The organism is Haloarcula sp. CGMCC 1.2071 (genome assembly GCF_037078445.1).
Classification (GTDB): Archaea; Halobacteriota; Halobacteria; order Halobacteriales; family Haloarculaceae; genus Haloarcula; species Haloarcula amylolytica.
In genome coordinates, this window is sequence record NZ_JAYMGY010000021.1 from 1 (window position 1) to 25,808 (window position 25,808).

A 25,808-nucleotide genomic window follows, 5' to 3' on the forward strand; every position below is an offset into this window, starting at 1 on the left:
CGCCGCCGACAGCGACAGCTCCATCCACCCTCAGCGAAGATCGACCGCTACAGACGGCTCATCGAGACAGAAGAAGTGACTCAGATCGGATTAGTGGGTGACGCTTTGTGAGGTACTGAGACTGGCTAGGTGGGGGAGCCAAATAAAATTTTGTGATTCTGATGATTCGGGGCTGTCGGGAGACGATTGATCAGCGTATACATATCCGCCAACAGATTGTTGGATGGCGGATTTTCCAACCTGCTTTCAGGCGGTATCTCTTGGCTGTCTGTCCGGATTATCGGGTTATCGCCCGTTCGTGAGTACACGGAACCCCTATTCGCTGTTGAACGTTCGGTGTTTGTAGAAGTACAAGGCGTAGAGGATCCCAGTCGATATAGAGTCGTTCTCGGAATCCAAGTATCGGACGGGCGCTCATATAGAACTCCTCTTGATCGGGCGAGATGACATCTCGATCTGTTAATATATAACCTCGATCAGCACATTTCGATCATCCGCATAAGTCTCCCAAACCTCCGAATTTTAATCTGTCGCGAGGCCAACAGTCCGTGTATTGATCCTCACGGGGCACTCTTTATACCCGTTCGATCCAGCGAGCAAGACTTATGTCCTCACCGTTGTTGAGTGTCATCAACTCGATTCGTTCCGAGCGTTGTTTCTCTTGTTTGCGCTGGTTGAGAGGCTAGCCTCTCGTGTTCTTCGCATCCGCCGGCGTCTTGATTCGAGGTCTGGAGGCATCTACGATTCCACGATATCTAACAAGAGGTTGTATCGGGCGCGTAAATCGCCTGCAGTCCAATCACTCTCCGTATCATTACTCATGTAGTGAACAAGCGGGTTGTAATGGGCGACAGCATCGCGAAGGTCCTTGATATCTCTTATATCCGCCTCATATGTCTGAAGATTAGGCTGAATCCTTCCCATCTCATCGGTCTCAGAAAGGATGTCGATCAGGTCCCCAATCGTCCCACCAGATAGCTTATCTGGAGCAAGCTCTCCGACATATGCTGACGAAATATACACATCCGTCTCCTCTTCCCAGTTCGGAACGTATTCACGGATGATCTCTCGCAGCTGAATCTCAAACCGGGAGAGCATCACATACAGATATTGGTAGACTGGGACCTTATTCAGGTCAAAGCGAGTCACGATTCCCTCCGGACTGTCTGGCGTCCCGACAAAACAGAACCGCTCTCCGTCTCTTCCCAGTCGCTCAATCACTGTTCCGACCTCTTCTTCTGGACCGATGCAGTCCGAGTCCTCCAGTGGTAGTACGTGCTCGGTGACAGAGCCTTCGCCTCGGATATTCATCTCCGCTCTGGAAACGTACCCCCGAAATCCTTCGAATTGCTCTGGGTCGTCAAAGACGAATGCAGCGTCGTAGTCCTCATAGTAGAGATCCAAGTAGACGAAAGCGGCATCATCATTAGTTCCGTAGACGTCTAAATTCGGAAAGCATGTCGCTATACAGCGAGCAGGATCAGTAATTGTTGGCGAAGTTGCACTCGCCATCAATTGGGTCTCAACTTCCGATGGATCTGGACGGATTGTTGATATCGCGGGGTCAAATTCATCTGATTCCGGACTATTGACTTTCAGGAGCATATCTGGAATATCGGCCTCAAAATAGTCATGGTCAATTTGTTTAATATCCGCAACTTTCGGAGCTAGGTAGCTTCGGAACGGACCTTTCTTCTCTTCCGTTTTGAAACCTCTCGTAGTCAGGAATACACCGTTCCCGTCCTCTGTTAGGACGTGGAGCGATCGCTCAAGAAACAGCAGCCCAGTGTGAATACGGGCCGTATCCGGAGATATTTGCGCAAAAGAAGTAGCATACTCCTGTTGTTTTTCCTCGCTAATCTCACTCCACCTAACTGTCGGTGGGTAGCTAAGGACGAACTCGAACGAGTCAAGGCGTGCGTCCGCACTCAAATAGTCTCCTTTCTGGACCGTCACTCGGTCACGGTAATTCTCTCGAACAGTCTCAATGCTCTCCTCATTGGTGTCGATTGCAACCCCGGTTGGTGGGCTTTTCACAGAGTCTTTGAAATATCGTTCCACAGCTGCGATTAATTCGCCTTCACCGCACCCCGGATACAGGATTTTCTTCCCGTAGGTAGAATCGGTGTCTTCAAAGAGAAATTCAACCATTCGATCAGCGATCGGATTGGGAACGCGAAAAGTGGACATACTCTCTATTTCGAATCCAGCCTAATGATATTATGCCGGAAGCAGTACTGTTTTGATGAGGAGTTGGGAGGCGGGGAGGTCGTAGCGAGAATTGATCATGGAACTCGCGGACCTACTTAGAGAACGCTTAAACGTGTAGAATCAAGATGTTTCAAAGAGTAAACGTACGCCGACACCCGTCCACTGTTTCGCGGTTAGACTTCACTCGATAGGATGGTCATTATGTGAAATCGAGGCCATCTTAGGCTGGTGAGCGTCGATCGCTATTATCAAGCGATTTGATACTGGAAGGACACTTGCCGAAGACTAGAGCGCCCGCCGACGGCAGCGTAGTCGCAAGTCATGGCCGATGAGAAAACAAGTCAAGGTAGACGGTCAAGAGAATGGCTCTACACCGCTGTCGACATGGAACCAAAGCTACTGCTTGAAGTAGACGTGTTCAGCTGCCACGGGACTGTCCCTGCGGCGGCGTTTCTGTATCGATTTGCCAAGAAACACTATTTCGCCGATTCAGATTTTCTAGTCAAGGCTGGTTAGCATCTGACTGCCTTCTCTTGTTCCGGTCTGAACGGTCACCTCAGCTACCACGACCGGAACCCCATTGAAAAGAGGTTCCAGACGATGACTATGCGAGTCGACCGCTTACATTTATTCTGGCAGGGTAGTCAGTCAAGCGTGAAACGCTGGCTAAGACGGTTCAGACGCTAATACGACAGTAAAGACCGAACCAAGCGTTAGACGGGCTCAACTGCGGAGGCACAGAACTAGACGGTACCCAACCCCCAGTTCAGCAAGTGTGACAGATCCATCTTGGTACTGGTCTGGATCGCCTGCCTGTTCGGATATGGCTGATAGGCCTTCTCTGGAACGCCTCTCACCCGGTGGAGGCTCACAAAATACGGGCGAGTTCCCTTGCTGTCAGACTAGGATTGCTCTAGCGGTTCGACCCACTCGGGAGCGCAATCATGGGTCCCGCCGTAGATCGAGCGGTCGGGATACTGGTCGTCGTCAGCCTCGACAGAGACGATCACGTTGCCGCCGGAACACGAAATCTCTGTAACGGTTCCGACGACTGCATCGAGTGGGCCGTCTCCGTCGGTCCAGTCGGCTCGAACGTGGTCGCCGCGGTCGAAGTCATACTCCTCGAAGGAAGGTGCTGTCGTACTCATGATCTCCTCCGGCTCCGAGGGAGACACAAAATGGCTCGGATACCAGCCAGAGTGCTGATACTGCTTGCCGAGAGAAGAAGAACTGATGACCGAATTGCGGGTCCGGAAACCCGATAGTTGGACAATCGTCTCCTTTCCCGACGAAATCGGTACAATCTCGGTAGCCGGTGGGAAGGTCGACGGCCAGCTGTGCCTGACCCTCACCGCCGAACGGGAGGATGGTCACCGTCTCGTCGAACCCGGTATTCTCGACGTCGACGAAAATGACGAGCACTTGCTGGAGAATACAGTGTCCCGGACCGAAGACGGGACGAGTGTCGTTTTGGATCGGCTACTGCCGAGTTAGCCGTCGTTGTGAATCCGGACACCTCGGTAATAGGTCCCCGGGCGTTATCGAAAATACCGTACCCGCAATCCATGCAGAATATGACCGACGATTGCCGCTGCTATTATCAGTACTGCATCTGATTTGGAACCGGTCGTCTGGGGTAATGCCATCACAGCCGCCGAGAGCAGGTAGAGCAGGTATCCAGTCATCCACATTAATGTATTTCTTGAAACCATCTGGCTCAATATGTAGAGTGGTGGGGAATTTGATTACGGTATCCTGTTCCCCGAGAAGGATGCCTTCACCCTTATCTATTATCATCTATTTCATCGGCCCCTTCATCAAGTAGATCGTCTATTTCATCAGCAGCTTCTTGTCCTACCTCAACAGTCACGTCAGCGGCATCGTCAGCGAAACCCTGCAAATCTTCTCCAAAGTCTTCGGCGGTCTGTTCTTTCTCATCTTTAGAAATGTCCGTACATTCTATCATGACCACCAGTGGATGATTCGGATTTGTCTCATTCCAATAGAACTCAAGATTTTGGGCACCACAGGGAGTGTTCTCTCGAATTGCATCGCTAATCGCACAGCCTAAAACAGTTCCAGCACATATGAAACCTCCAACGGCAAGGATTGGTGTGTTTCCGGCAACATAGCCACCGATTACTTCATCAGAGCTATTTTGCGTGAAGCCTCTCTTCCCTGTACATGGATGATTCGGAATATGGACATCTTTTAGTCTTTGTCGGAGTCATTCAGTTGCTACTCGTCATCGCCGTTGGGTATGCCCCTCAACTGCTTTCAGATTCGTATACTGCTCGTATCCAACCAATGTTTGATACGAATTCACTGTGGATGGCAATCAGTTGGGGTGGAATTCTCCTTATCCATATGGGCCGAAGCGCACAGGCTGGGCTCGTTATATTTGACGAGGACAGGCCAGGAAGAAGCAGATTCTACCTTGTTTCTGCGGGAGCAGTCGCAATCGGGTTCCTAACCTTGCTCCTGATGTTTTTCTTACCCAAGTAAAGCTGTACTCTGTACCGACTGCTCAGCGAGAACTACAATGTGAGCTACGAATGGTTCTATGGCACCCTGAACAACCGTTACGCTCTGCCGACACGACAGCTACCGCTCCCACGGGAAGAAGCCATTCCGCTCGCGATAGGCACCGATCTGGTCCTGAAACGCTTGTTCCTGGAAGTCTGGCTCGTCGGCGTGGATGTCCTCGGGTGAGACGCCGTCGGGAAGATGCTCATAGCCCGTGACGTCCGCCGTGTCATCTTCCTGTTCGGGCTCGTGTCGGTGCTGCCCACACTCCCTGCAGGTCCAGATCAGCCGGTCAAGATGTGGGTGACACTCGAAGCCATCGAGCCCGTGAGATTCGTGTCCCGTCACGGCGCCACACTGGCGACAGTAGAACCCAATTCCGACTATCTCCGGTTCGGCTCTTGCCTGATGGCGCTTCACAACGCCGGGAACAAGCCAGTACATCCCATCAGCCTCTCGGAACTCATCCGTGAGCTGCTGGAACTCCGAGCGGTCGGTGACTGGCGACCCGTCCTCAAGATAGATCCGTGGCTGGACATCGTCTCCATCCCCGTCCCAGTTGGTCTGTTCGTCGGCCGTCTCCAAGAGCGCCTGTCCGGGTTCCTCGTCGATCGTGGTTTCGGTCGGCAGCTCGGGCCAGCCCTGCGTGAGAGTGGCGGCTGGCTCGGTCCCGAACGCTGCTCGACACTTCACCGTCCCGTGAGAGACATCCTCGCCGCTCGCGATGCTGTCGGAAACGGAGAAGGCCGCAGCGCCGAGGGCTCGTGCATGGAAGTCGGTGTTCGCTTCGACGAGTGCGAGTACTACCCGCCCGAATGTCCACTCCCCAAGTGGACTACTACCTTGATCGTCGGAAGGTATCTCTGAGACGCCGGTTTGAGCGCAGAACGGACACTGGCGTTCATCCCGTGGGATATCCTGACCACAGGTCCGACAGGTACGAGTCTCATCCTCTGTACGGTCGGGATAGCCGGTGGATTCGAGGACTCGTTCCCGTCCGTTCCCCCTCGTTTCAGGATCGGAACTCGCTGCGCCGAGGATATCAGCGGGATCGTACTCAGGATTCCGGTCAGTCACACGCTTGGTTGCGTTCGTCATCGTATTTAAACTCCAGCCCCGAGGGAAGCACAAACCGACAGAGACCAAGACAGGACGAGTTGGTTACTCGCCGTCCGTGCTGTCCGTCACTTCTGCGATGAACGTGTCCGTGGCCCTGTCCAGATCGTACTGGTTGATGAGTTCGAGGGCAGCCAGCGCTGCGCCTGTGTCTACGAGGTCTGCGGCGAGCAACCGTTTGAGACGAAGAGAGCCTTTGTCGGCACGGTCGGAATCTGAACCTCGCATCTGGGAAAATTCCATGAAGAGTCGTCGCCAAGCAGTCGCCGAGCCGGTCACCGTGAGATTCCAGTCCGGGGCTTCATACCTAGAGGACGACTGCCGGCGGTAGTGGCCTTCAAGTCTGTCGAGCAAGTCGTCGATGATCGTGCCCTTCTCAACGGTCCGTCCGTGTATGGCGTAGTCTGGGTCGACGAGATTGCGCCACTCGTCGAAGGAGTTGATATCGTACTCGACAGCTAGCTCGACCTCGACTGTTTCGAGACAATCGGCCTTGGCAGTTTCGTTTACGAGTGTGAGGGGTCCCGCCGCGTTCACACCCCTTCGACGGAGAACAGCGAGTCGTCTCTGAGGACGACCTGCACGCGGCGGTGCCAGGCGTCAGCGAAGGCCTCCCGTTGGTGGTCGCTTGCCGACCCGTCGAGAATCCCCTGGAGGTTCCCTATTACGGGTCCACCGTCAGGAACATCGCTGACGTGGTAGGTCACTTCGATGGTCTCGTCAGTGTCGGTTCGACGGAACCGGAACGTCGGCTCCGCCGTGCCCGGGTCGAACATATCGAAGCGCAGGAGATCGCGGCGGCCGCCGTAGCCGCCGGCGAGCCCGCTGAAGCCGTCTTCTTCGGTCGCGCCAGTTACGTACGAGATGATACGGCTCATCGTGCCGTACGCGGCGTCATCTCGCGGGCCGGCCGCCTGCACCTCGATTTCGCTCCGGACTGGATAGTCATCGGGATACAGGGCGTCGAGTCCGAGCTGGACGATCCGGTAGGCACCTGAGGCAGTCGGACAGGAGTGTCCCGCCTCTTTCACCGCGTCTCTGTAGGTGATGATGAACGGCTCGCTCGGTTCGAGGACGCCGAGGGCCTCCGCGACGGGGTCGCGGATTTCGATCGGATCGACGTCGTAGTTGACCTGCCAATTGGTTCTAGCCTGGGTCGCGTCAGTCGCAGTGGAATTCGATGTCATGAGTGATGGTGATCGTGTCTAGTGGTCAGTAGCGGAGCAGTCGCATCCCGTTGAGGATGACGAGGAGGACGCTGGCCTCGTGGACCAGCATCCCGGCAGCGAGGGTGACGTAGCTGGTGAGCACGCCCGCCAGCAGGACGGTCACGGTCAGCACCGCGAGACCGACGTTCTCGAGGACGTTCCAGCGCGTCGCCTTGCTGAGTTTGACCGCATACGGGATGCGTTCGAGGTCGTCGGCCATCAACGCCATGTCAGCCGTCTCGATGGCGGTATCCGTTCCCGCAGCACCCATCGCGATGCCGACATCGGCGGTCGCCAGCGACGGCGCGTCGTTAATGCCGTCGCCGACCATCGCGACGACGTGCCCGTCGGCTTGGTAGCCCTCGATGACCGTCTGTTTGTCCTCGGGGAGCAGTTCGGCGCGGTACTCGTCGATGCCGACCTCCTCGGCGACGGCGGCGGCCGTCCGCTTGTTGTCACCGGTGAGCATCACCGTCTCGATGCCGGCGTCTTGGAGTGCCGCGACGACGCTAGGGGCAGTCTCCCGGAGTTCGTCCCGCAGCACGATTGCACCGACGATGTCCCCATCGCGGACGACGTGGACGACCGTCTCGCCGCGCCCCTCACGCTCGCGGACGTAGTCGGCGACCCGACTGGGGATGTCGATGCCGCGGTCGGCCAGCAGTGCGCGGTTGCCGACAACAACTTCCTGGCCATCGGTATGGCCGATGACGCCCTTGCCAGCGACCACGTCGAAGTCGTCCGGATCGGGGACCGACCTGCGCCCCGCGTCCGTATCGTCCGCCCGGGCGACCGTCGTTCCGCCGTCCGTCGCAGCAGTCGGTCGCTCGCGGGCCGCGTCGACGATGGCATCGGCGAGGTGGTGTTCGCTCTTCTTCTCGGCGGTTGCCGCGAGTGAGAGGACCTCGTCATCAGCAACGCCGAACCCCTCAACATCGGCGACGGTGGTCTCGCCCTTCGTGAGGGTGCCGGTCTTGTCGAAGGCGACAAGGTCGGTCTTGCCGGCGCGTTCGAGGTGTTCGCCGCCCTTCATCAGCACGCCAGACCGAGCGGCGTTGCCGATGGCCGAGACGATGCTGACCGGTGGCCCGATGACCAGCGCGCCGGGACAGCCGATGACCAACAGGGTCAGCGACAGGATCGCGTTCTGCGTGACGGCGTACGCACCGATAGCGAGCACGATGACTGCCGGCGTGTAATACTTCGCGAACCGGTCGATGAGACTCTCCGTGGGCGACTGAGCCTCTTGGGCCTCCTCGACGCGGCGGATGATGCGTTCGAGCGTCGTATCCGAGCCCGCACCCGTCGTTCGGATTTCCAGTGCGCCTTCTTGGTTGACCGTCCCGGCGTAGACCTCGTCGCCGTCGGCCTTGTGGACAGGCGCGCTCTCGCCGGTGACCGGCGCTTGGTTGACAGCGCTCTCGCCGTCAATCACATCGCCGTCAACCGGAATCTTCCCGCCTGGCTTTACGACGACGACTTCGCTCTCTTCGACCTCGCGGGCGGGGACTTCTTGGAGTTCCCCGTCGCGACGGACAGTCGCCGTGTCGGGCGTCATCTCCAGCAGCTCCTGGAGGGCTGTCCGGGTCTTGCGCATCGTCCGTCCCTCGAGGTAGCTGCCGAGGCTGAACAGGAAGACGACGGCGGCGGCCTCCCAGTACTCCCCGATGACGATGGCCCCGATTGCGGCCAGCGTCACGAGCGTCTTGATACCGAGCGTCCGGTTGGTGACCTCGTGGTAGGCGGTCTTGGCGATGTCGTAGCCACCCACGATCGTCGCCAGGACGAGGATGGCGGCGCTTGCCATCTCGAAACTCGTGAGGTAGCCGAGACTCCAGCCACCGCCGTAGAGCAGGCCGCTCGTCGCCGTGACGATGGCCTTCCGGTGTTTCCGGTAGTACTGCGTGATTGATTGTTTGTTCATGTTTTTAGGCGGTCTGGGGCGTGTACCCCTGGCTTTCGATGGTCTGTACGAAGGCGTCGGGGTCAGCGACGCTGTCGTCGTACTCGATCTCGACGCGGCCGGTGGCGTAGTGGACTTCGACGTGCTGGACGCCGGCGACGTTCGACAGGACGCGTTCGACGGTGCTCGCACAGGACGGGCAATCGAAGTCGAGGACGCGGAACTGGGTTGTGTCGCTCATTACAGTTTGAGGTAGTGCCCGTACCCCAATAAGTATTTTTTAGATGATATGTTTGAATACAGATATGGGGAGTTGGAACAGTCAAATCGGTCGTCTAGAGCTTTCGCTATTGCGGGTCCATTCTGTACTCGATTCTACGATAGACACCTGCCTAACTTTTGTCCCGCTACCTTTTCCCGCATGCTCGCGCTCAGTTCTCGTATGAGTAATTCCGATACCGACCACCGTCTTGATGACATCGCGGTGCGAGATACTCGGGTTTCGGACGCCATTGACGAGCCGATGCGGGCGATGATCCTCGACATTCTGTCCGAGGAGGCTCTGACCGCGACCGAGGTTCACGAACACCTCGACAATCGTGGCGTCGACCGGACGGAGAACACAGTTCGCCACCACATCAACGAGTTACGGGATGCTGGCCTCGTTGACGTCGTTCGCTTCGAGGAGGGCCGCGGCGGGACGACAAAGTACTACCACGCAAACACGATCGTTCTCTCGTACTCACTACCAGATTCCGCCGACGTCGCCGTCGAGGAGATGATCGACGCTGTCCAGCCCCAGATTACGGACGCACTCACCACGCTCACCGACGAGTACGACGACACTATCGAGGAGATCGTCGGGGATATGCAGCCCTGCGAGCACTGTCAGACCCAGAAGTACGAGTCGTATGTTCTTCTGACCGTCCTGCGACGTGCGTTTGTTTGTGCCCACAGAGATTCCTGAGGGAGAAACCTCGGGATTGTGGGAATTTCATTAGATACGACACGGCACGAAACAACCGGTCGCTGAAGGCTGTATACTGATCGTTCTGATTATGACTGAGTGACTCGCCTCGGGGTATTCGCCTTATCCACCGATAAGAGACTGAGGAACTACATAAGATCGAGTCTCGAATTAGGCACCGAATCAGTCAAATCTACCGGAGTGTGTCTGCGTTTTAGACTCAGCTTGCTCGACGACGACGATTAACGATATGACGAGCGATCCGACGACCAACCCACCGAGGACTACGACCAGCACCGCTACCGTCGTCTCGGGGGAGACCTCCGCCATTGGGACGAACAGTCGCAGATCGGTAACGAGGACGAGCACCGCGCCGACAACGTCGAAGAACAGGTCCAAGACCGTATCCCGGCGGCCATAGTGATCGAGTACAGGTGGGAGGTCAAACTTTCTCCCGAACTCTCGCGCGAGAAGTTCGATCAGCTCCCAGTATACTCCTGACAGAAGCGTAACCAACACGACAGTGGTCCAGATCAGACTGTTTCCGGCCGAAACCGGTGCATACTCGAGGGCGACTATCACGCCAGCATATAGCAACGCTGCCACGAGTGCCGCCGACAGCGTATGGGTGAGGTGGTCCCACCAAGAGATCTCGTCGTATGGACCGAGCATACCGTAGGAGTGAAACAGACCGGTGACGGCAATCCATAGTGGAAGTTCCGGGGTAAGTCCCACTCGGACTCCGTAAAACCAGTGGGCAAGGACATCGACGAGAACCGGAATGAACACCAGCAGAAACGACACGGCCGTGTTGACTACTGCGGGAGCGTTCCTCTGCCGGACAGCAATATAGAAGATGACTGTGATGCCCGCTAGACAGGCGAAGACACCCAGAAACAATAGTCCCTCCATCCGAACCATTATTCTGGCATAGGGGATTAATCGCTTCGATTTCCGTCCCGAGAACGAACGGTTTCGACTGGTACTCTCCCTGAAGAATCAGATGGATGAGGTATAGCGGCAGGCGAGCAGTCGATTTCAACCTCAATCGATTCTCCAACCGTGGTCGAAATCTCTTCATCGAACAGTTCGTCAACAACGTGTTCGAGGTCGATAAGGAAGCGATCGACCGGCGTCTCTCGACGGCGGTCGATCGAAGCCACAGCCAAGCCAGACAACCGTATTCTGTAGCTCCCGTTCAATCGGACGAATGCCGAAGGTGTCGTGGTAGTAGCAGTGGAAGAAACCACGCATCAGCCCTGGTGGCTTGTGCTCTCGTGTTCGCCCCGTCTCCGCCGGGGCGAACACGTCGAACTCTACGAGAAACTCGAAGGAGAAAGGCTCAAACAACGCTAACGTCTCGGTTTCCGCGACATTGAAGAACGACTCTACCGAAGGATCATCTTGCAGGGTCGCTGAGCGCATACCACCTCAGCATAGACCCTGCTCTTTGGTGTGTTGGTCGTTTTATGACACCCTCTAACGTGTCTGTTTCCTGAGCGCGGCGAACGCGGATTTCCAACGCGGCGGACAGGATATGGACGATATTTTCAGTCGACCCATTCAGCGTGAGTGATATACTCGGCACTCTCGTATTCTATCAGCCAGGTACCGTATCCTTCACCTACATTGAGTCCCTCATGCTCGCGAATCCGGTCAATCACGGACTGGAAGGCTTCGTCCCTCTCGTAATATGCACTGTCGATCGCTTCTTCCACGACCTTTCGTTCAGCGTCTGTGAGGTCTGTGAGAGTGAACAAGTACTGTTCTCTAATTCGGTCGGCAAGTATGTCACTATCTGGTGCGATTTTCGTCACCTCATACTGGTACTTAGTCTGGGATCTGGAGTGTGAGCTAACATCTATCTGATACCGATTGCCGTCATGGATCAGCACATCGTACTGTGGGTCTGGAACAAACACTGAGTCGTCGCTGACTTCTGATACAGGGCCATATTCAATGTCAATCGAGTCTTCACCGTCGGCTGGCGGATTTTCGTCCGCAAAAAAGTAGTCGAAATGCTCACGATCACTTTTGGGTAGATTCTCGTATTGAATCTCACCGAATTCCGGTGCCGCTTCAGTTGGATTGAAATCAAGAGACACCTCATAGACAGTCACCTCACTTGTTCCAAGCATAGTCTCAGAAACCCGATAAAAGGAGTTGTTGAACCTAACAGTATCACTGCCATCTAACAGCGGGTCATAGCCTTGCCGTGTCGCGGTACCGTTTTCAACGGCTGCCGCCATGACTCCGTACGCTCCTGAATCAGGTTGCGCTATCATTGAAACTTCACTAGCGATGTCGTCTGCTGATGCCGCTCTCATGTCAAGCGAAACGGCTGGATGTGCGCATCCGGCTAGCGCGACTGGAGGGAGGGCTATTCCACTTGCGAGGAATTGGCGACGCCGCATGCCAGACCGAACATTCAAACAGGATGAATGTTTTTCGATCGCGTATCGATGGTGTGTCATGTCTGGCAAAGATTCCTATCGGCTTACAAGATCAATCGCTGAATATAGTTTCATTACCTGTATACGTGAGTGAAACAAGTGTATCGTGTACTTTCGAATATGGATCAATCACGTCCCTGAGAACCACTATCCCTCGGCAAATTTAGGGGCGAATTATTTTATCGACTACCCCGAACCTGTATATCTGCCCCACGAAGTCGAAGACGAAACGACAGTGAACGAGAGCTATTCTGTGACGGTCCCAGCAGTGGTACGGAGAGAGGCTGTTGTTGAAGCTGGTGACAAAATCCGATGGCATGTCGACGACGACGGGAATCTTTCGGGGCTTGACCCCGAGGCGATTGACGCGTGGAAGGGTATCCTTGCAGGAAACACGCTTCTGAACAAAAAACTCTTTATATGCACCGACAAAGGCCCACTGTGGACCGACGTAGATTCCTCCATGGCGCAGCCCTCCTTCCGACAGCCGGTCTGGTCGGACTCTCTGGCTGTAGTAGCTCAGAGAGCCCGCCGCCACGCCGATCCCGGGTCCTCAGCACAGTTACAATCGATAGCGCCCAACTGCTGGCTGAGCTCGTCGACGACCCGTGGGTAGCCACCAGACGAGACGGCGTCCCAATCAATGGACAGAACGCGCAATCACTCGACAGCAACGCCAAGGATTCACCGAGTGGACTGTCGGTCATCGGCTCGCTGAGTCCCGTTGGAGCGGCCCAAGCACAGAAAGGCGGTGGTGGCGGTGGCCGCGGTGCTGTTGGTCGTGGCCGAGGCTCCTCCTATTCTGATGCGCCTCGTACTGGACGAGGCCGTGCCAAGTACCACGGTGGCGCCTACGTTGGGACGTGGTACGATGACCACGATGACGAGGTGCGCCGGGCCGAAACCGAGATCTCCGAGGTGGGCATTGCCCGCATCGGCCCAGTAAGCGACACCGACGAGGAGCTGCCTGCGCCAGGGCCGGTTTCGTGGGATGAGACGTGGCAAAATCCCGATGATACAGTTAGTATCGACGTCACGAACGCAGGCTGGTACCGAGTCGGCACGCACACTACCGCAGCCGACGGCACTAATCTCGGCTGGGAGGCCGTCGATGTCCTCGTCAAGGACGACAATGATACCTACAGCATAGCCCAGAAGTGGAAGGTCTCACCCCGAATTTGACCCACAGCTCGCCCGTCCGCCGTCCATCGCCCTGAGTCCCCCCAATGACACCACGACCGCACCATCCGCGCCACAGCGTCCCGCTGCTGCACGCGCTCACGTTTATCGTTGCGCTGTGTAGCTTTGCGTACGAACTCGTCTTTGCCGAACTCTACACAGTTGTCTTCGGCGGGAGCGTCACTCAGTACGGCCTCACCATCGGATTGTTCTTCTCGTCGCTGGGGCTAGGATCGTTCCTCTCAGGCCGATTGGAGACAGACCCCGAGTCGAACTTCTTCCGTGTCGAAACGTACCTCGCCGTCGTTGCACCGCTTGGGTTCCTCCTCGTCATCCTGCTCGGAACGCTCAGATACCCCGCTGCATACGCGCCACTAGTCGGCGCGATTGCCCGGCTCCCAATTGTCACAATCGGGTTCCTCTCAGGGTTCGAGTTGCCGCTGTTGACCACACTATCGGAATCTGTTCGGGATACGGCGCGGCGCCCCTCCAGTATCGCCCGCAGGGTTCGACGGCTCACCAGCCATCTGAATCGGGCCTTTGGAGTGGTGTTGGGCGCCGCTTTTAGCATCAGGCAGCGAGAGGGCACGCCGAGCGACCCAGCCGATGAAACAAGTGCCTATGCAGCAGTATTGGGCTTTGACTACCTTGGCGGGTTAGTCGGCTCACTTGTCTACGTGTTCTTCCTCTATCCGGCGGTTGGACTCATACCGTCGGTGTTCGTCCTTGCGTTCCTGAACGGCGTCGCTGCGCTAATCTTCGCGAGCACGACGGCGAACACACACAAACCAACGCTTCGAAGCCGACTCCCACAGCCAGTAGGATCAACGGGGAAGGCGCTGTTCGCAGTCTGCCTGCTCGTCACAGCAAGCACGGGCGTCGCGGCTGTCAACGCGGGCCCGGTTGGCGAGGACGTCTCTGAGTACTACTTCGAACGAGAATTCGAGTTGGAGTACGCTCCGGGGGCGATGGACGTCGCTGTCACAGACACGTGGACGACGAGGTACCAACGCGTCACGGAGTACAACCGAACGTGGACCGGCAGCGGCGACAACCCGTACTTCGGTGCCACCACGGAACGCTGTCTCAGATTGGATTCCGCTGTCCAACTCTGTGAGTCGTGGGCAGACAGCTATCACCAAGGGCTCGTCGACGTCCCGCTGTCAATGTTCGAAAATAGTACTGACACGAAGGTTCTCCTCATCGGTGGGGGCGATTGGGCGGCGATGGACCGACTGCAACGACACGGGGTTAGTGTCGACCACGTCGATATCGACGGCGAGTTCATGCAGCGGGCGAAGACCGATCCGTTCCTTTCGCAGTACCACGATGGAGCCTATCGATATGAAAACAAAACGACGCGCGTGCAAGACGCGGTCCAGTACCTCGAGCAGTCCGAGCAGCGCTATGACGTAATCTTGCTGGACATCCCTGGGGCGACCGACGACGACCTGCTCCCGCTATACTCTGTGGAGTTTTACAGTCAGCTGCGCCAGCATCTTACAGCAGACGGCGTGATCGCGACGTGGACGTATTCACGGTACAGCTACGCCCAGCACAGGACTGCGTACTACAACACGGTTCACAAAGCCGGCCTGACGAGTGCAGCACCGTATTTCGCATGGGCAGATATTGACGCAGATGGCGAGACAGAGCGCGTCGAGCGGTTCACCCTGCTCGCACCGGCACCGCGCGATTCGCTTGCGCCACATAACGGCACAGCATACATGAACCGCTATCAGCACCGCTACCAAACGGTCGAGTGGGTAGACACGCCGAGATACGCCGGTGTCCGGCCGAATAGTGTGTTCCATCCAAACTACGATATCCTCATTAAATAATGGGCGATACAACATACCAGACCACGACTGAACTCTATCTGGCACATCCTGATGTGCCGCCGTCGTTCAACGCGATGGATGTAAAGCAAGCACAGACGCTCCCCTTCTGTGGGGAGACAGCTACCTTCCGCGTCATCGGCAACTCACACGCCGTTACTGCCGACTCGCTCGGGTTCCATGAAATTTGCTCGTGCAAACCCATCTCCGAACAGGATGCCGAGGTCATTCCACTCGAACAGGGCTGTACGGACTCACTTGCGAGTCCACACGGTGTGTCTAGCATGGCAATGACTCTCCCACTATCGGAATTTGATCCGGAAGCGGACTACGACCTTTGCTACAAGTTCGGGCCACGTGCCTATACGGCGATCACGACTGACGACAGGACGTTCGAGACGTATCACACCTACCCAGAGCACGACTTGCTGGTGGTTACCACCACAAGCATCACGCAGTACTGGGCCCCGACCACCATCTAACGGACCGATTCACACCATGAGCGAGTACACAGGCGACGTAACTCTCAACGGCGGCATAGAGACACCGGTTCGGATGTCCGGACTGGAAGACATGTATGTACAGCCCGACTCGATTGACGGCGATCTCGACTTGCGGAACGTCGAGTACGTCTTCACCGGCGTGCCAATCACACCGGCTGCTGACGTGGCCGACCCGGTGACTGATATCACCGGTACGCTGGAGGATGGCTACACGGAACCGGATGGCGTCCATGGTGACCTCGCGGTTGGCACAGCCGAGGACGTGTTCATCGCTCACGGCGCTGTCGATGGGGCACTCTCAGCGCGTGGCCCCGAACAGGTCTTTGACGCCGGCACAAGCAATGCACCGTCTCGTGACCCCGCAACCTACGACGTCACGGTGAGTGGCTGGCAACAACAGCGAGAGGTAACGGATCCCAACACTGGAGTCGTTCTCTCAGGCTGTCAGTCCACCGTTAACGTGACAGGCGCGACAGGCAGTGTCAGCTGCTATCTCATTGGGACGAACAACGAACTCATTGTTCGCGGCGATGCCTCTGTCGAGGTCCATATTGTCGGTCGGGACAATCGAGTCGACCTGGGTCCCTACATCGACGTCGACACGGCCGTCGAAACCGGGTTCGACAATACGATCGACGTGCAGCCGTTTCCGGCTGACGATCTCATTGAGACGACCGAAGACGAAGCGTACAGCGCGGTCACGTTCGGCCGCGCGAAGGTGACTTATCAGTCGGTTGCCGAGGATGAGGACTGGTGTCGAGGGTGTGGTGAAGCCGCTGATGCGATCATCGAACGCCAACAAAAGGAGGCGTTCTTCATACTGGGGATGCCAATCATTACGTACGAAGAAGGGGGCGGCAGCTACGAGTGCGAACACTGCGCACACTCCGCCCCGGATACATCGCTCACTCCGGAGGAACGGCGTGAGATTTTTTGAACGACCATGCCCCAAAGAAACAATCACGCTACTGAATAGCTACCCCAATGCCCAGTTCACTCTCCCCTAGCGACGTATGAGCTCAGTCCCCGACGCCGAGACATGTTCGTATCGCTTTGACCCGTCAAACGAGACAGACGCGTATATCGAGACAACATGGGAGTGCCCACACGAGTCTCACGCAGAGAGCGACAACTGTATCTTCCATATGTCGCGTGCCGAGCGCCGGTCACTCGATGTGACCGATGACGATATCGTGCAGACACTCCGTGAGAACCTCACCTCCCAGGACCCGCGAAGTAACGAGTACGTCGGGGCCGACCTTCCCACAATGTCGCTCACATATCAGCAAATCGACGGGGCGACAAACCATCTGCTCAATTTTCAACATGCCGATATCGCGGCACTAGACGTCACCCACGGCCACATTGCGCAAGGAATCAATCTCCGGGAGGCGACCATTGGCAGTCTCAAGCTCGACGATGCCATCCTATCGGGTATTCTTGAGGCGACAGCAGTCACGATCACCGACGAATTCTCGGCGAATGAGACGACGTTCCACGAAGATGTCCGCTTTTCTCAGGCACAGTTTCACGGTCGTGTCGACTGCGATGAAGCGACCTTCGACGAGGATACGAGCTTCCGAGACGCATCATTTACCGGGGAGACCTCATTTCGGAACATCACCGCACGTGGCTCCAGCCACGAATTAGACGATCATATCTCCTTTGCTGGCGCTCACTTCGAGTCAGCCGCATTGTTCAATCGCGCAGCGGTTGAGTGTGCGACGTTTGCCGACACGCAATTCGACGATGATGCGACGTTTACCCACGCGATATTCGGCGATGACACCACATTCGCGACTGCAGAGTTCCGCCGGTCAGCAACGTTCAATGAGGCCACGTTCAACGAAGACGCTACGTTTTCCGACGTTACTGTCGATGGACGTGCCAACTTCCGGGGAACCGAGTTTAATGGCGGCGCCCGTACCGTTGAAGATGATATCGCATTCGACAATGCGCACTTCCGTGGGGATGCTGATTTCAAGCTAGCCCGGTTCCGGTACGCTGATTTCAGCGAAACCACGTTTGATGGGCGGCTCAACCTCGACCGTGCGGAGTTCGAAGCCCGGGTCGACTGCCATGATATGCACGTGCTCGGCGACCTCTGTCTCGACCGGGCAGTGTTCAGCGATCCCGTACACGCCCACGACGCCACCTTCGAAGGCTCTGTTGGTGCCTTCGAAACGGAGTTTTACGGCGACGCGGATTTCGTGAACGCGACCTTTGGTGGGCCTGCGACCTTCGACGAAGTGCGGTTTCACGAGGACGTGAGCTTCAAGAGAGCGACGTTCAAGGCCGAAGCCAGCTTCGTGGGTGCGCTCTTCGAGGGGGAAGCAAAATCGCTCGAAGATAACGCTACATTCGAGGAGGCGGTCTTCGAGACCAACGCTACGTTTCGGGAGGCTACGTTCACGAACCTGTCTCTATGGGATACCAGGTTCGCGGTCGAGGTTGATTTCACCGGCGCGACTGTTACTGGTGAGGTGCATATCCGTCTCCACGCGCTTGACGATGATATCTATATGAACTTCGTCAGAGCGAGTATTAGTGGCGGCCAAATCGTCGAACCCGGCGATTCCAATATTCCATTCGACTTCACCGAGGCCACGGTCGGAAACGTCCAGTTGGGAAGCGAGAACGGGTCCGGTGAACTGCTTGATCAGTTTCGGTTCTGCCGTACTGACTTCGACCATTTCGACTTCTCGGATCACCACTCGTACTTAGAGCGGAACGACTGGGTTCTACACGAGTTCAGCGGGAACAACGCGACTGGGGATTTCAGCGTGGAAATGACTCCCGAGGTGATTGAAGAGACCTACCGGAAAGCAATGACGAGTGCCAACGACGTCGGCGATACACCCGCGAGTCGCGAGTTCGAATACAAGCGGTTCCACTATAACCGGCGAAAAAATCTCAGTCTCATCAGAGACGAATACTCGCTGGACGCAACGACGAAGGCAAAGAAGGGGGCTAGTGTCGTCCTGAACCGTGTGATGCAGTTTACCTGTGGCTACGGGAATCGACTCCCGCGGATTGCTGCGCTTACGTTTCTTCTTCCACTCGTATACGGTATTTTGTATGTCCTCGGAGGCCCCTTGGAGACTGGGGCAGGCGTTGTCTGGAATGCCGAGGACCAACTGGCAGTAATAGGAAACGGCATCTACTACTCATATATTTCCTTTTCGACCATCGGCTACGGCGGAATCGGTCCTATCGGGTGGGGAGCGAAGCTCCTCGCGGCGAGTCAGGGGATGCTCAATGGACTCCTGTTCACGCTGCTCACGTTTACCCTGTTCAAGCGGGTGCTTGGTGGGAGTTAACCACGCCAGAAAGGCAGTTGAACGCGTCTACCGGGCAATGAAGCTACCGGAAACGGACCCCGCCAAGGTACAATCTGTTAAAGCCGACAAACGAACCGAACGTCAAGTAGAGTATTGCTGCGGAAAGTTCAGGATTCCCACCGATGGCCCAGCTATTGACATCCTCCTCCGCAGCCCTGTTGATCCTATCGTTCCAACATTTGTCTCGCTGGAATAGCCGTTCGGTAGGTGTGCTTATTGACCGTTGAGACGGTAGGTAAAGTCGTATTTTGTACTCCCACCAGACCCTTGTACAATTGTGATCTCCCCAGTCCGTTCCGATCTATCCCACTCAGCGTTGCTGTCCGCAGGAACTGCAAACGGTGCATATGTTGTCTCGAACGGTGCTGTCTCGCCTGGTGAAATGACTAAATCCAAGCGATTCGAGGACTGTGGGCGGTTTGATCCGGTTCCTAATACGCCTGGGCCAAACCCAAGAGTCGAAAAGTCGAACGATTCGCTCTGTGGATCAACTGTTGGATTGGGTACCTCGCCAGAGATAGCAACAAACCGAACGAGTAGCGGCCTTTCGCCTTGGTTCGTGATATCGAACTGTGCCTGACCTTCTGGGCCGACGTCGACATCTGACACACGACCGTGGGCAGGGCCCTTCCAGATCCATTCGGTGACTGTCCCTCTAGCTGTTTTCAGTTTGAGGTGAAGCGATTTCGTCGCATATGTCTCCAAGCGGTCGGGGAACACCACCTGAAACCGGCAGTTCGATGAGGGCTGTTCTATAGACGCATACTCTGCATCGCTCGACGAATTGTAAATGCTGGCCTGCTTGATGTCAAACTCCTCGCTGAGTTGGACGACTAACTCGGTCCCCTGATAGTGGTAACTCTTGACAACTTCTGTAGCATCAGGAGGGTCACTCCCAAACGGAAGTGACTCAGTACAGCCCGCTACAGACCCAAATACAGCGGTACTGAGTGAGGCGAGGACCCGGCGACGATTCATAACAGATGCTGAGGAACTGTGCGTCAAATACTTTCTCCAAATCGAATTGGGAGATATGCCTTCTGTACTGACCACAGGAAACCCTTGATACAGACGACCGATGAGCGCTTATTCGGTCGCTGAAGACGTGTGATAGGACGCCCCGGAATCAAACGAGGTCAGATCCTCAATGCGGTCTTCGAGTTCCGCAATCTCGTCTTGGAGCTGCTGGACTTCCTCATTATCAGCATCGCTGGCGACAAGGCGATCTTTCAGTCCCTGAAGCCGGGTCTCTTTGGTCTCCTCGTCAACATCGGCTTTGCGGACGTACTCGGTACTCTCGATATCGTACAGATCTGTCTCAGACAGTTCAGTCACCTCAAGAGCATCGTCCACCTTGTCTCGATCAACGCTTGTCACGCGCTCACGGTCAATCCCAGCGGCCTCCAGTGCGTTCAGCACAGTCTCCTCGTCTTTGAGCGAGCGTTGACGGCGTGCAGTTCGCTGGACGGAGCCAAACTGCCCACTGACTGGCTGGTCATGATGGAGCCGACTCAGGATGACGTCAGCAACCTCTTTCCGAAGGTCGTTGGCACTGCGCTGGACATCCGACAGCATCGTGTACAGGTCCACCAGTGTATCCGTCTCGATATCGCCAAATGTCTCGACGTCGTGGCGCTCAAGCGCGTCGGTCAATAGAAGTGCGTCGCTGTACACTTGCAGATCCGGTTCAGTGCGCTCGGTGTCCTCGTCCCCATCACCGGTCGTAGCGATCTGTGTCGTGGTTTCGAGGTCGCTTTGTCGGATGATGCCGGCGTCTTCATCAATCTCTATTCGTGGATGAAGCGACCAGACCGTAGCGAACGGCTCGGCGTCGGGTGGCAATCGGTCAAGAGCGAACTCCTGATTTGGTTCGTCATGCACCCGACGAAACAGCGTTTCGAACTGTTCGCGCTGGAGTGGTCGTGTCTCATCCTGTTCCACGTAGTCGACGATGATTCGGTGTTCCTGTGTCTCACTGATCCGGAACGGCGTATGCGAGAGTGGCGTCACCAGCACTGCATCAGATGGGAGTTCATCAGCTTCCTCCAACAGCGTATGCCAGTTGACACTGAACGACATATTTGATCCAGCACTGCCATCATCAAATGACTACTGCTCACGCGTGCATACACACCACCGTTTCCGGTGAAAAACCACCAGACGGCAGTAGTGTTTACACTCGAAACACGGTGTGGTGAACCTGGGATATGACCATGCTCAGCGCAGGAATGATCTACACTTCGAGTGCCTCCATCGGCTCAACCTCGAAGGTCAACAGATGCGACCGAAGTTGGGCGTAGGCCCCGTCGCCATCAGTTGTGACACAGAACCGATTTGGCCTTGCCGCACGAGGATTGCCGTCGTTCTCTTGCCACTCCTCCAGCGTGAACTCAAGCGCCTCCAACTCGCTGTCAGCACCCTCAAAGACGGCTGCAACCGACGGCGTCCCGTGGTTGTCAGCGACGTAGGCCACCTTGACCGTGTCATGATCGGCGTCAAGTCTCTGCCACCCATCGAGTTTGTCTGGCGGGTCCTCGGCGAACTGCTCGATCTCACGTTGGATCAGTTCGGCTTCTGCGGCGTCGCGCCACGCTTGCTTGATGTCCTCGGCTTGGGACCGCTCGATCTCCTGAAGGACGTCGCTGTTGATACACTCTCTGGCCCACGTAAGCACCGTCTTGGCTTTCTTGTGTTTCTCCTCAGGTCCGCCGTTTAGCTGCCCGAAGTTCATTTCTTGGGGCGACAGCAAGAGAACTGACGACCGCCAGTAGCCGGGGTCAGCATCGCATTCCTCGTCAGCATTTGGAGCCCACGACTCCATCGAGGTCCGGACTTCTTCGTGGTGCCCGAAGCCGGTTCGGACGCCGCCGGCACGTAGGATACGTTCCGCGAGGTCGATGGTTCGCTCGCGCTCGTCAGCGGGCACTTCATCGGGGCGAGTGACGTCGGCGTAGAATGGCAAGCCGACTGTGCTGATGATCGCTCCTTCGTAGTTTGGACTGAGCGGCGGTTCCTCGAGGAAGATCGGGTCGAACGGTGGTTCGGCTGTCGGCAACATACTGGAAAGCCTCCAGCCACCGAGGCGGAACAAAATCGCTCGTAAGAGTACGATCTAATAGGCCGCGAATGCAGTGAGTAGTGCTTGATTATGAGCCATTCAGTCCGTCAGTATTCTGACCTCACACTGATTTCCTGCTGGAACCAACCCAAGGACCACACACCACTATTTCCGGAGCTTTTCGACCCGACCAAGATCATTCAGCTAGTACTCTACTCATCTAGTTGACGGGCTAATAGAGAAGAAACCATCCTCCTATACACACCACCGTTTCCGAAGCAATCACGTCGAAATCCAGCCGTAGCCGGTGGAAATAGTGGCTTAGGTCCCAAAAGAAATTGTGATCCAAGCATGGTAACGACACACCATTGTTTCCGAAGCTATTCCTCTCAATACGCCAGATTTGAGAACGCTCTTGCGTAGCAGATTGTTGATCAGGTTCCAGATGCAGCTAAAAGTCGTATCGGGCAAGGGTGGCGCGAACGCGCCACCCGACGAAGCATGATTCCACTCAAGACGTTCGTCTCGGAGCGTCGGACCACGAATCTGTTGTCACAGATTTGCTGGCGCGATCTTGGCTCTCGCCCCATCGAGGCACCTCCAAGGACAAACTGATGCCGTATCTCAGAGCATTCCAACTTTGTCGTCATGTCTATCGAAACTATCGAAAACCGGGAAAAGAAGCGCTCAAAACGGCCCTCTAATCCACCAACAATCTACGCCACAAGAGCGTTTGAGAAACAACAGCTGTAGTGATGCCAGATCATGAGAGCGTGTGAACCCCTTATCGAATCAAGATTCGAATTCGCTGTGAACGTATGTAGCTCTACAGGCGGACAGTCAGAGTGGCTTGAGGTCTGAGTTCGAGGGTTTCACTACCAAGGTCACTACAGAACCCTCCACCGTTTCCGAAGCTTTTGACAACTGCAAAATGGAGTGACCCTCACACCACTGTTTCCGAAGCTATGGGAACAACATGTGGATGGGGGTTGTAGATTCCAGCAGTAATTGGTAGATTCAAGAACATCCAATTGTCAAACTGTTAGTTGCTAGTGTTTATATTTCGATTGCTTATTATTTTTATTGCAGTACGGGTTTGGTTAACTATCTATAGTAATAAAACCTTTCATTATATAGAATGGAATTCGAAGGCCTATGCAGATATTCGATAGCTTCGGAAATAGTGGTGTCTGTGTGTTTTATAAAGAATAGAGCATAGGAAATAGTGGTGTGCCCTTCTTTATATACTTCTAAGCTCCGGACGCTTCGGAAGCTTAGGGACCGGTGGCTTTATGATATCGTGCTAAGAGTTACTCTCTCATGGGGATGTTTGAACGGGATCAGCAGATCTTTGCAGACGCGACCCCTCTTGACGATTCTTACGAACCAGAAGATATCCGGGAACGAGATGACGAACTGGAAAAGTACCAACGAGCTCTCCAACCGATAATCGATAACCGACCCACATCCAACATTTTTCTCTACGGAAAAACCGGTACCGGAAAGACTGTTGCAACGAAATTCATGCTCTCTCATCTCGAGTCAGATGCAGTGGCATACGACGATGTGGAACTATCGACTATCTGGGTCAGCTGTGAGAATCTCTCCTCATCGTATCAGGTTGCCGTTGCACTCGTGAATGAACTCCGTCTTGGTCAGGGGAAAGATCGGATTAGTACGACAGGCTATTCACAACAACGGGTATTCGATCTACTCTATGACGAATTGGATTCTCTCGGTGGCACTGTCGTGATTGTACTTGACGAGATTGACAACATCGGGCAATCAGACGATATTCTCTACGGACTGCCTCGCGCTCGGTCAAATGATTACGTCGACGGTGTTCGTCCCGTTATCGTCGGAATCAGCAATGACTTCCAGTTCCGGGAGAATCTCTCACCGAAAGTCAAGGATACACTCGCAGAAAAAGAGATTCTGTTTCCGCCATATGACGCCAATCAGTTGCGATCGATTCTCAATCCACGGGCTGAGAAGGCGTTCCACGACGATGTGCTCGAAAACGATGTTGTTCCCCTTTGTGCAGCCTTTGCCGCTCAGGACACTGGATCAGCAAGGCAGGCGATTCGTCTCCTCCGGGAAGCAGGTGAAATCGCTCAGGCTGAAGAGGCTGAGACCGTGACTGGCGATTTCGTTCGGAATGCGCAGGATGAACTCGAAAAGAACCAGCTCTACGAGGGTATGCAAGAACTCACGACACAGGGACACGCTGTCTTGTGTGCGCTTGCATATCACCAAGCGCTTGACGAAGTTCCTATCCGTTCTCGTGACCTCTATGACCGGTACATCAAAATTTGCGACCGGCTCGACGCCGATAGCGTCAGCGAACGGCGTGTCCGTGACCATCTATCGGATATGAATATGCTCGGACTCATCAGCGTGTACGAGCGCAATGAAGGTCTTTCCGCTGGTCGCTATCACGAATACGAGCTTGATGTTCCGCTCAAAGCCGTCCTTGATGTCTTGCTGTCGACCTCACGATTCGAAGAAGTCGCGAATATCATCCAATCAACCGCTGAAGACAATAATATGTTGCAAGCGAATCTTTCGAATTACTGAATCACGCTCTTCATCAAAAGCTTCGGAAATGGTGGTGTGTAGCTGCGGAAACAGTGGTGTGTTTCGGTATTGGCTTCACATGAACTAACGGTGTAATGCAGGACTGGTAGCTCTTTCTTGTACTATGACCACTCGCTCAGGGTCGTATCTCGAGTTTCTGTAATATGGCTGGATGTCCGTCCGGTCAAATCCATGTGACGAGAGAACGCTCACAGCAGTTCGAATGAGTTGTATCTGGTAGTAGTTCGGGTCGTAAAACGCAACACCTTCATGAGCCAGCGTAACCCGATCTCGTGAGGATTTCTCATCGTCGACAGCCATGTACTCAATATCTTACCTGGGTGAAATGATGGTTGTATCGGATTAGACAATGTGGCTATTTCTCTAGTGAGTATGCGACACATGTCCTGTGTGGTTCCTGAACACGCTGGGCTCGAGACCGTCCATTTATATGCTCCCCTCCCATCGGATGTGATGCGAAGGTCGCGCCGGGCAGCGTTCTCGGAACGACACCCCAACGCCACCAACATGGTGGCCTGGGTCACTCGCTTAGAATGCGAGGCCACCGAGGCTTCGTGTTCGTGTATGAGGATTCCACCCCTGCGGTCCGCCGTTAAGATGGAATCTGATGTGAGCCCACGGACCCATGCAGTAGTCAACACTGGTGTAGGAACCAGTGTGTTAGCTTCCGACGGAGTGCAACCACTTCCGCCGCTGATGTATATCAGCACATTCCGGTTGATCCTGCCGGAGGCCATTGCTATCGGAGTCCGATTTAGCCATGCTAGTTGCACGAGTTCAGACTCGTAGCATATAGCTCAGTAACACGTGGCCAAACTACCCTACAGACCGCGATAACCTCGGGAAACTGAGGCCAATAGCGGATATAACTCTCATGCTGGAGTGCCGAGAGTTAGAAACGTTCCGG

Annotated in this window: 23 protein-coding genes, 1 rRNA gene and 3 pseudogenes; 13 read left to right on the top strand and 14 right to left on the bottom strand. The window is 55.4% G+C overall.

Annotation, left to right across the window (positions count from 1 at the left end):
- Positions 1–738 precede the first annotated feature (738 nt).
- Complete coding sequence (locus VI234_RS19280) at positions 739–2,151, bottom strand: class I SAM-dependent methyltransferase (RefSeq protein WP_336330962.1); 1,413 nt, start codon at positions 2,149–2,151, stop codon at positions 739–741.
- A gap of 136 nt (positions 2,152–2,287) precedes the next feature.
- On the opposite strand from VI234_RS19280, the pseudogene VI234_RS19285 reads away from it, so the two are divergent.
- A pseudogene (locus tag VI234_RS19285) lies at positions 2,288–2,895 on the top strand (IS6 family transposase); the annotation flags it as partial.
- A gap of 218 nt (positions 2,896–3,113) precedes the next feature.
- Here the strand turns inward: VI234_RS19285 and VI234_RS19290 are convergent.
- Positions 3,114–3,359: a hypothetical protein gene (locus VI234_RS19290; RefSeq protein WP_336330963.1), complete on the bottom strand. Its 246-nt coding sequence runs from the start codon at positions 3,357–3,359 to the stop codon at positions 3,114–3,116.
- A gap of 85 nt (positions 3,360–3,444) precedes the next feature.
- Here VI234_RS19290 and VI234_RS19295 point away from each other — a divergent pair, with 85 nt between their 5' ends.
- A complete protein-coding gene (locus VI234_RS19295; RefSeq protein WP_336330964.1) occupies positions 3,445–3,705 on the top strand; it encodes a hypothetical protein in 261 nt (86 codons plus the stop codon).
- Between the two features lie 289 nt (positions 3,706–3,994).
- Here VI234_RS19295 and VI234_RS19300 read toward each other — a convergent pair whose 3' ends face one another.
- Positions 3,995–4,177 carry a hypothetical protein gene (locus VI234_RS19300; RefSeq protein WP_336330965.1) on the bottom strand — a complete coding sequence of 61 codons (183 nt, stop codon included), beginning with the start codon at positions 4,175–4,177 and terminating at the stop codon, positions 3,995–3,997.
- Positions 4,178–4,395: 218 nt separating this feature from the next.
- Here VI234_RS19300 and VI234_RS19305 point away from each other — a divergent pair, with 218 nt between their 5' ends.
- Positions 4,396–4,716: a hypothetical protein gene (locus VI234_RS19305; protein WP_191449738.1), complete on the top strand. Its 321-nt coding sequence runs from the start codon at positions 4,396–4,398 to the stop codon at positions 4,714–4,716.
- A 99-nt stretch (positions 4,717–4,815) separates the two neighbouring features.
- Here the strand turns inward: VI234_RS19305 and VI234_RS19310 are convergent, their stop codons facing one another.
- The 5 genes from VI234_RS19310 to VI234_RS19330 all read right to left on the bottom strand — a co-directional run bounded on the left by VI234_RS19310 (position 4,816) and on the right by VI234_RS19330 (position 9,205).
- Positions 4,816–5,835 carry a hypothetical protein gene (locus tag VI234_RS19310; RefSeq protein ID WP_336330966.1) on the bottom strand — a complete coding sequence of 340 codons (1,020 nt, stop codon included), beginning with the start codon at positions 5,833–5,835 and terminating at the stop codon, positions 4,816–4,818.
- Between the two features lie 63 nt (positions 5,836–5,898).
- Positions 5,899–6,450, bottom strand: a complete 552-nt coding sequence (locus tag VI234_RS19315) for a hypothetical protein (RefSeq protein ID WP_442905042.1) — start codon at positions 6,448–6,450, stop codon at positions 5,899–5,901.
- Complete coding sequence (locus tag VI234_RS19320) at positions 6,387–7,040, bottom strand: hypothetical protein (protein ID WP_336330968.1); 654 nt, start codon at positions 7,038–7,040, stop codon at positions 6,387–6,389. Before VI234_RS19320 ends, VI234_RS19315 begins: the two co-directional genes overlap by 64 nt.
- A 25-nt stretch (positions 7,041–7,065) precedes the next feature.
- Entirely contained in the window at positions 7,066–8,985 is a 1,920-nt protein-coding gene (locus tag VI234_RS19325; RefSeq protein ID WP_336330969.1) for a heavy metal translocating P-type ATPase, read from the bottom strand.
- A gap of 4 nt (positions 8,986–8,989) precedes the next feature.
- Positions 8,990–9,205 (bottom strand): heavy-metal-associated domain-containing protein, encoded by a 216-nt coding sequence (locus VI234_RS19330; protein ID WP_336330970.1) that lies wholly within the window; start codon positions 9,203–9,205, stop codon positions 8,990–8,992.
- A gap of 201 nt (positions 9,206–9,406) precedes the next feature.
- Here VI234_RS19330 and VI234_RS19335 point away from each other — a divergent pair, with 201 nt between their 5' ends.
- Positions 9,407–9,931: an ArsR/SmtB family transcription factor gene (locus VI234_RS19335; protein WP_008313730.1), complete on the top strand. Its 525-nt coding sequence runs from the start codon at positions 9,407–9,409 to the stop codon at positions 9,929–9,931.
- A 183-nt stretch (positions 9,932–10,114) separates the two neighbouring features.
- Here VI234_RS19335 and VI234_RS19340 read toward each other — a convergent pair whose 3' ends face one another.
- From VI234_RS19340 to VI234_RS19350, 3 genes and pseudogenes are all read right to left on the bottom strand, one after another.
- Positions 10,115–10,852 carry a hypothetical protein gene (locus tag VI234_RS19340; protein WP_008313732.1) on the bottom strand — a complete coding sequence of 246 codons (738 nt, stop codon included), beginning with the start codon at positions 10,850–10,852 and terminating at the stop codon, positions 10,115–10,117.
- 158 nt (positions 10,853–11,010) lie between these two features.
- A pseudogene (locus VI234_RS19345) lies at positions 11,011–11,356 on the bottom strand (IS5/IS1182 family transposase); the annotation flags it as partial.
- Between the two features lie 125 nt (positions 11,357–11,481).
- Positions 11,482–12,345 (bottom strand): hypothetical protein, encoded by an 864-nt coding sequence (locus VI234_RS19350; RefSeq protein WP_336330971.1) that lies wholly within the window; start codon positions 12,343–12,345, stop codon positions 11,482–11,484.
- Positions 12,346–12,619: 274 nt separating this feature from the next.
- Here VI234_RS19350 and VI234_RS19355 point away from each other — a divergent pair, with 274 nt between their 5' ends.
- From VI234_RS19355 to VI234_RS19380, 6 genes are all read left to right on the top strand, one after another.
- Entirely contained in the window at positions 12,620–13,000 is a 381-nt protein-coding gene (locus tag VI234_RS19355) for an AbrB/MazE/SpoVT family DNA-binding domain-containing protein (RefSeq protein ID WP_336330979.1), read from the top strand.
- Positions 12,970–13,566: a hypothetical protein gene (locus tag VI234_RS19360; protein ID WP_239642353.1), complete on the top strand. Its 597-nt coding sequence runs from the start codon at positions 12,970–12,972 to the stop codon at positions 13,564–13,566. Before VI234_RS19355 ends, VI234_RS19360 begins: the two co-directional genes overlap by 31 nt.
- Positions 13,567–13,610: 44 nt before the next feature.
- Positions 13,611–15,404, top strand: coding sequence for a spermidine synthase (locus VI234_RS19365; protein ID WP_336330972.1), 1,794 nt, complete (start codon positions 13,611–13,613; stop codon positions 15,402–15,404).
- Positions 15,404–15,883: a DUF2617 family protein gene (locus tag VI234_RS19370; protein ID WP_336330973.1), complete on the top strand. Its 480-nt coding sequence runs from the start codon at positions 15,404–15,406 to the stop codon at positions 15,881–15,883. The genes VI234_RS19365 and VI234_RS19370 overlap by 1 nt, the downstream gene beginning before the upstream one ends.
- A 16-nt stretch (positions 15,884–15,899) precedes the next feature.
- Positions 15,900–16,841, top strand: a complete 942-nt coding sequence (locus VI234_RS19375) for a hypothetical protein (protein WP_336330974.1) — start codon at positions 15,900–15,902, stop codon at positions 16,839–16,841.
- A gap of 76 nt (positions 16,842–16,917) precedes the next feature.
- Complete coding sequence (locus tag VI234_RS19380) at positions 16,918–19,224, top strand: pentapeptide repeat-containing protein (RefSeq protein WP_442905041.1); 2,307 nt, start codon at positions 16,918–16,920, stop codon at positions 19,222–19,224.
- A gap of 1,107 nt (positions 19,225–20,331) precedes the next feature.
- Here VI234_RS19380 and VI234_RS19385 read toward each other — a convergent pair.
- Positions 20,332–21,324: a hypothetical protein gene (locus VI234_RS19385; RefSeq protein WP_336330976.1), complete on the bottom strand. Its 993-nt coding sequence runs from the start codon at positions 21,322–21,324 to the stop codon at positions 20,332–20,334.
- A gap of 154 nt (positions 21,325–21,478) precedes the next feature.
- A complete protein-coding gene (locus VI234_RS19390; RefSeq protein WP_336330977.1) occupies positions 21,479–22,303 on the bottom strand; it encodes a hypothetical protein in 825 nt (274 codons plus the stop codon).
- 563 nt (positions 22,304–22,866) lie between these two features.
- On the opposite strand from VI234_RS19390, the pseudogene VI234_RS19395 reads away from it, so the two are divergent.
- Both VI234_RS19395 and VI234_RS19400 read left to right on the top strand, forming a co-directional pair.
- Positions 22,867–23,007, top strand: a pseudogene (locus VI234_RS19395) (IS1595 family transposase); the annotation flags it as partial.
- A 616-nt stretch (positions 23,008–23,623) separates the two neighbouring features.
- Positions 23,624–24,880, top strand: a complete 1,257-nt coding sequence (locus VI234_RS19400; protein ID WP_007190011.1) for an orc1/cdc6 family replication initiation protein — start codon at positions 23,624–23,626, stop codon at positions 24,878–24,880.
- Between the two features lie 84 nt (positions 24,881–24,964).
- Here the strand turns inward: VI234_RS19400 and VI234_RS19405 are convergent, their stop codons facing one another.
- Positions 24,965–25,201, bottom strand: coding sequence for a hypothetical protein (locus VI234_RS19405; RefSeq protein ID WP_336330978.1), 237 nt, complete (start codon positions 25,199–25,201; stop codon positions 24,965–24,967).
- Positions 25,202–25,611: 410 nt separating this feature from the next.
- Between VI234_RS19405 and VI234_RS19410 the strand changes: the two genes are divergently transcribed.
- Positions 25,612–25,808 (top strand): 16S ribosomal RNA (locus tag VI234_RS19410); the annotation flags it as partial.